The organism is Phenylobacterium sp. (assembly GCF_028290885.1).
GTDB lineage: Bacteria > Pseudomonadota > Alphaproteobacteria > Caulobacterales > Caulobacteraceae > Phenylobacterium.
The window spans coordinates 1-4910 of the sequence record NZ_JAQGIZ010000113.1; the positions used below are offsets into that span (position 1 = coordinate 1).

A 4910-nucleotide genomic window follows, 5' to 3' on the forward strand; every position below is an offset into this window, starting at 1 on the left:
TCGATGAGGACACTAGGGAAGTATATGTTTCTAGTGTGCTTTTTGGATTTGAAGTTCGCTCGGCGCGCGGCGCGTGAATGAGGCGAACTTCAAATCCAGCACACTAGCGCTCGAAGACGCCCATCAGCATCGGGCGGGCGAAGACCGCCGGCGCCGCCTTCTGGCTGACGCCCGGCACCCAGACATCCAGCTCCGCGCCGGCGTTCAGGGTGGCGTTCAGCATCTGGGCGGCCAGGAATGGATCGACCGCGCGCAGCGACCCCTCGGCGATCCCGTCGCAGATCATCGCGGCGAAGCGGTCGGAGACCCGGTCGGAGTGCTTGACCATCTCCGCGCGGATCGGCTCCGGCAGGGCGGCCAAGGCCGAGGAGCGCAACAACGGCCCATTCTCCGACAGCTGGTACTCGGCGAGGGCGGCCGCCGCGCTGGTCAGCCGCGTCCACTGGTCGCCCGGCAGTCCCATGGCCAGACGCTGGACGCGGGTCATCACATCGAAGGTGCGGCCGAAGCAGGCCACCACCAAGTCATCCTTGGCGCAGTTGTGGTGGTAGAAGCTGCCCTTGGTGACGTTGAGCTCGGCGGAGATCTTGTCCACTGAGGCGCCGCGGTAGCCGCGGGCGTTGATCAGCTTGGTGGCGGCCATGAGGAAGGTCTGGCTGCTCAGCTCCTGCCGGGTGCACGGCGCAAGCTGGACCATGGGCAGCGGCAAGGGCTTCCAGACGTGGCCGGGCGTCGCCAGGCCGCCAACCAGGATGTCGCACATCCGTTCGCCGATGCGGTCGTAGTCCTCCGGATCGTATTTCGGCAGCCAGGCGGCGGCCCAGGACAGCTGCTCCAGCAGCATCTGCGTGCGGGCCGTCCGCCGCCCGCGCGACAGCCACGCCAGGTCCGGCGTCTCGAAGATCTGCCGCAGGCGCCGGAACAGCTTCATGTAGGCCGCCGCCACCTCGCCGCGCTGGGGCATGTTCAGCGCGCGCAGGTCCGAGAACACCGGCAGGGGCGGCGCCTCGCCCACCGCGGCGCGGCGCATCCGCTCCAGATATAGCCGCAGTAGGCTGCGTAGCCTGGCCTGGGGTGTGGGGGCCTTAAGCGCTGTCTGGACGATGTCCAGCAGAACATAGATGCCGCGCAGCATGCAGGCCGCCGCCAGGTCGTCCTTGCGCTTGAAATAGTAGGTGACGCTGGTCGTGGAGAGGCTGACCGCGGCGGCGGCGTCGCCCAGCGTCAAGCCTTTCACCCCGCGACGGTTGAGCAATTCCGTCGCCGCGTCGAGGATCGCCTCGCGCTTGCGCTCGAACCGGTCCGTGGACTGGAGCGCCACCTGAACCATGTTTCATCCCCAGCGTTTTTCCGGGAACGTATTTCATTCCCGATATTTTCGGGAATTAGCGCACGGAAATCGGTGGTACGCCAGTGGCTTAGATTGCAGATCGGTCAACGCAATGGCGTAACGCGTTCGGTGAATCCCCGAGCCTCAGGTGTCCGAAAACCCGAACGGCAGGCTCGTGCGGCGGATGTCGTCGGGCAGGATCTGGCGGCCGATCGGCGGCTCCGACCGGGCGGCGCATTCGGTGCGCTGGCAGAGGCGGCAGGTGACCCCGATCGGCGTCGCCGCCTCCGCGCCAGGTCCCGGCTGATCTTGCGTGTAGACCAGGCGGCCGGCGTGTTCGGCTGCGCAGCCGAGCGCGATGGCGCGCTCCACACGCGGCGCGCCGAAGGCGCCGCCGCCCGCGGTCACCGTGCGGGCGATGGAGAAGAAGCGCTGGCCATCCGGCAGCTCCAGCCATTGGGTGACCACCTCGCGCGGGGTGCGGAACACATGATGCACGGACCAGAGCGGGCAGCCGCCGCCATGGCGGGCGAAGGGGAAACCGGCGCCGTCCAGGCGCTTGGAGACGTTGCCGGCCGGATCGACGCGGATGAAGAAGAACGGCACCCGCTCCTGCCCCGGCTTCTGCAGGGTCGTGAGCCGGTGCGCCGTCTGCTCGAAGCTGGCGCCGAACTGGCGGGCCAGCGCCTCGACGTCGTAGCGGCGCGCTTCGACCGCCCGGGCGAAGGCGGAATAGGGCATCAGCAGGGCCGCGGCGGCATAGCTCGCAAGCGCCCGGCGGGTCAGGCGCTCGCCGCTTTCGCTGGCGAAGCTGCCGGTCTCGAGCACCGCGTCGATCTCGGCGCCCATCTCCAGATAGGCCAGCTGCAGCGCCAGCTGGAAGGCCTGACTGGCCGCGTCCAGCGCATCGTCCAGCAGGACCTCGCGGCGGTGCCGGTCGAGCCTGCGCATCGAGCCGACCATCACGCTCGACGGCAGGCGCCGAACCCGCAGGTCGTGGCGGGCCTTCAAATAGCCGGCGCCGCCGCCCTGGCCGCTCACGGCCTGGGCCAGGCGTTCGGCCGCGTCGTCGAGGCTGGGGAAGCTGTTGCGGCGGGCGGCCAGGAAGCGCCTGGACTCCGCCACCGGGTCGGTCGCCTCCGCCCCCTGGCCGTCGGCCTCGCGCGTCTCCGCGCCCCGGTCGGCCAGCGCGAGCTGCTCCTCCTGGTAGGTCGTGTAGAGCCGCAGCAGCGCCTCGCTGATCCCCGGATGGTTGGTCACCATGTCGGCGACCTCCAGCGAGGCGCGGTCGATGTCCGCGAACAGCGGATCCTTCAGGACCGCCTGCAGGCGGGCCGTCTCATCAGCGCCGGCGTTCCCGGCCAGGGCGGCCATGTCGACGTTGTAGGTCTGGGCCAGGCGCACCAGCAGGTCGGCGGTCAGCGGGCGATTGTTGCGCTCCAGCAGCGCGATGTAGGAGGCCGAGACCTCCAGGTCGGCGGCCATGTCGGCCTGGGTCAGGCCGAGGTCGCGGCGCAGGCGCCTCAGTCGCGGTCCGATGTAGAGGCGGCGATCGGTCGGCATCGTGCTTCAGGCTCGTGGAAGTGCGGTCCTTACAACATTACAAATCAGTTTTGTAAAGTTTGACAGCTAAACCTCGTGGTCACTCCACAGGTGGAAAGCCCCGCGCTACGGCGGTTCCAGGTTCCGGGCGCGTCGCATGTCCGGCCAATCGCGGAAGAGGCAGATGGCTTACCAGGACCACATCATCGAGATGAGCCAGCTCATCAAAAGCAAGAACGGCGCGTGGGACGGCATCGACGCCGATGGCGTGGCCCGCATGCGCCTGCAGAACCGCTTCAAGACCGGCCTCGAGATCGCCCGCTACACTGCCGACATCATGCGCAAGGACATGGCCGCCTACGACGCGGACCCGGCCAACTACACCCAGTCGCTGGGCTGCTGGCACGGCTTTGTCGCCCAGCAGAAGATGATCTCCATCAAGAAGCACTTCGGCTCGACCAAGGGCCGGTACATCTACCTGTCCGGCTGGATGGTCGCCGCTCTGCGGTCCGACTTCGGCCCGCTGCCCGACCAGTCGATGCACGAGAAGACCTCGGTGCCGGCGCTGATCGAGGAGATCTACACCTTCCTGAAGCAGGCCGACGCCCGCGAGCTGGGGATGATCTTCCGCGACCTCGACGCCGCCCGCGCGGCCGGCGACAAGAAGCGGGAAGAAAAGCTGCTCGACGCCGTCGACAACTTCCAGACCCATGTGGTGCCGATCATCGCCGACATCGACGCCGGCTTCGGCAACGCCGAGGCGACCTACCTGCTCGCCAAGAAGATGATCGAGGCCGGGGCCTGCGCCCTGCAGATCGAGAACCAGGTCTCCGACGAGAAGCAGTGCGGCCACCAGGACGGCAAGGTCACCGTTCCGCACGAGGACTTCCTCGCCAAGGTCCGCGCCTGCCGCTACGCCTTCCTGGAGCTTGGCGTCGACAACGGCGTCATCGTCACCCGCACCGACTCCCTGGGCGCGGGCCTGACCAAGCAGATCGCCGTCAGCCATGCGCCGGGCGACCTGGGCGACCAGTACAACAGCTTCCTCGACTGCGAGGAGATCACGCCCGACAAGCTCAGCAACGGCGACGTGATCCTCAACCGCAACGGCAAGCTGCTGCGGCCCAAGCGCCTGCCCTCGAACCTCTTCCAGTTCCGGCCCGGCACCGGCGAGGACCGCTGCGTGCTCGACAGCATCACCTCGCTGCAGAACGGCGCGGACCTGCTCTGGATCGAAACCGAGAAGCCGCACGTCGAGCAGATCGCCGGCATGATGGACCGCATCCGCGCGGTCATCCCCAACGCCAAGCTGGTCTACAACAACTCGCCCTCCTTCAACTGGACGCTGAACTTCCGCCAGCAGGTCTATGACGTCTGGGTCGCGGCCGGGAAGGACGTGTCTGCCTACGACCGCGCCAAGCTGATGAGCGTCGACTACGACACCACGGACCTGGCCATCGAGGCCGACGAGCGGATCCGCAACTTCCAGGCCGATGGCGCGAAGCGCGCGGGGATCTTCCACCACCTGATCACCCTGCCGACCTATCACACGGCGGCGCTGTCCACCGACAACCTGGCCAAGGAGTACTTCGGCGCGGCGGGCATGCTGGGCTACGTCCTCAACGTCCAGCGCCAGGAGATCCGCCAGGGCATCGCCTGCGTGCGGCACCAGAACATGTCGGGCTCGGACATCGGCGACGACCACAAGGAATACTTCGCCGGCGAAGCGGCGCTGAAGGCCGGCGGCGTCCACAACACCATGAACCAGTTCGCTTGAGCGGAGAGATGACCATGGAACGCTTCTGGGTCGTCGGCGGCGAGTACAGCTGCCTGGACTTCAAGGCGCTGAAGAACGGGCCGCCGCAGGTGCTTGGCCCCTTCGACAGCCGCGACGAAGCCCGCGCGGTGTGGCGGCGGATCTCCGAGGAGACCCGCAGCTGCGCCACCACCCGCTACGCCATCGCGTCCGAACAACTCGTACTGCCGAACTAGGTCGCCCGAAGACCAGGGCTCCCCGTCGCCACATGGCCATGGCGGG

General features: G+C 67.7%; 4 protein-coding genes. 2 read left to right on the plus strand and 2 right to left on the minus strand.

Annotated elements, in window-relative coordinates:
- Positions 1-103: 103 nt before the first annotated feature.
- Together JWP28_RS07785 and JWP28_RS07790 are read right to left on the minus strand one after the other, a co-directional pair.
- Complete coding sequence (locus JWP28_RS07785) at positions 104-1330, minus strand: TetR/AcrR family transcriptional regulator (protein ID WP_299541766.1); 1227 nt, start codon at positions 1328-1330, stop codon at positions 104-106.
- 144 nt (positions 1331-1474) lie between these two features.
- Positions 1475-2893, minus strand: coding sequence for a helix-turn-helix transcriptional regulator (locus JWP28_RS07790; protein WP_299541769.1), 1419 nt, complete (start codon positions 2891-2893; stop codon positions 1475-1477).
- A 163-nt stretch (positions 2894-3056) separates the two neighbouring features.
- On the opposite strand from JWP28_RS07790, the gene JWP28_RS07795 reads away from it, so the two are divergent.
- Both JWP28_RS07795 and JWP28_RS07800 read left to right on the plus strand, forming a co-directional pair.
- On the plus strand, positions 3057-4649 hold the full coding sequence (locus tag JWP28_RS07795) for an isocitrate lyase (RefSeq protein ID WP_299541771.1): 1593 nt from the start codon (positions 3057-3059) through the stop codon (positions 4647-4649).
- 14 nt (positions 4650-4663) lie between these two features.
- Positions 4664-4864, plus strand: coding sequence for a hypothetical protein (locus JWP28_RS07800; protein ID WP_299541773.1), 201 nt, complete (start codon positions 4664-4666; stop codon positions 4862-4864).
- Positions 4865-4910: the final 46 nt, after the last annotated feature.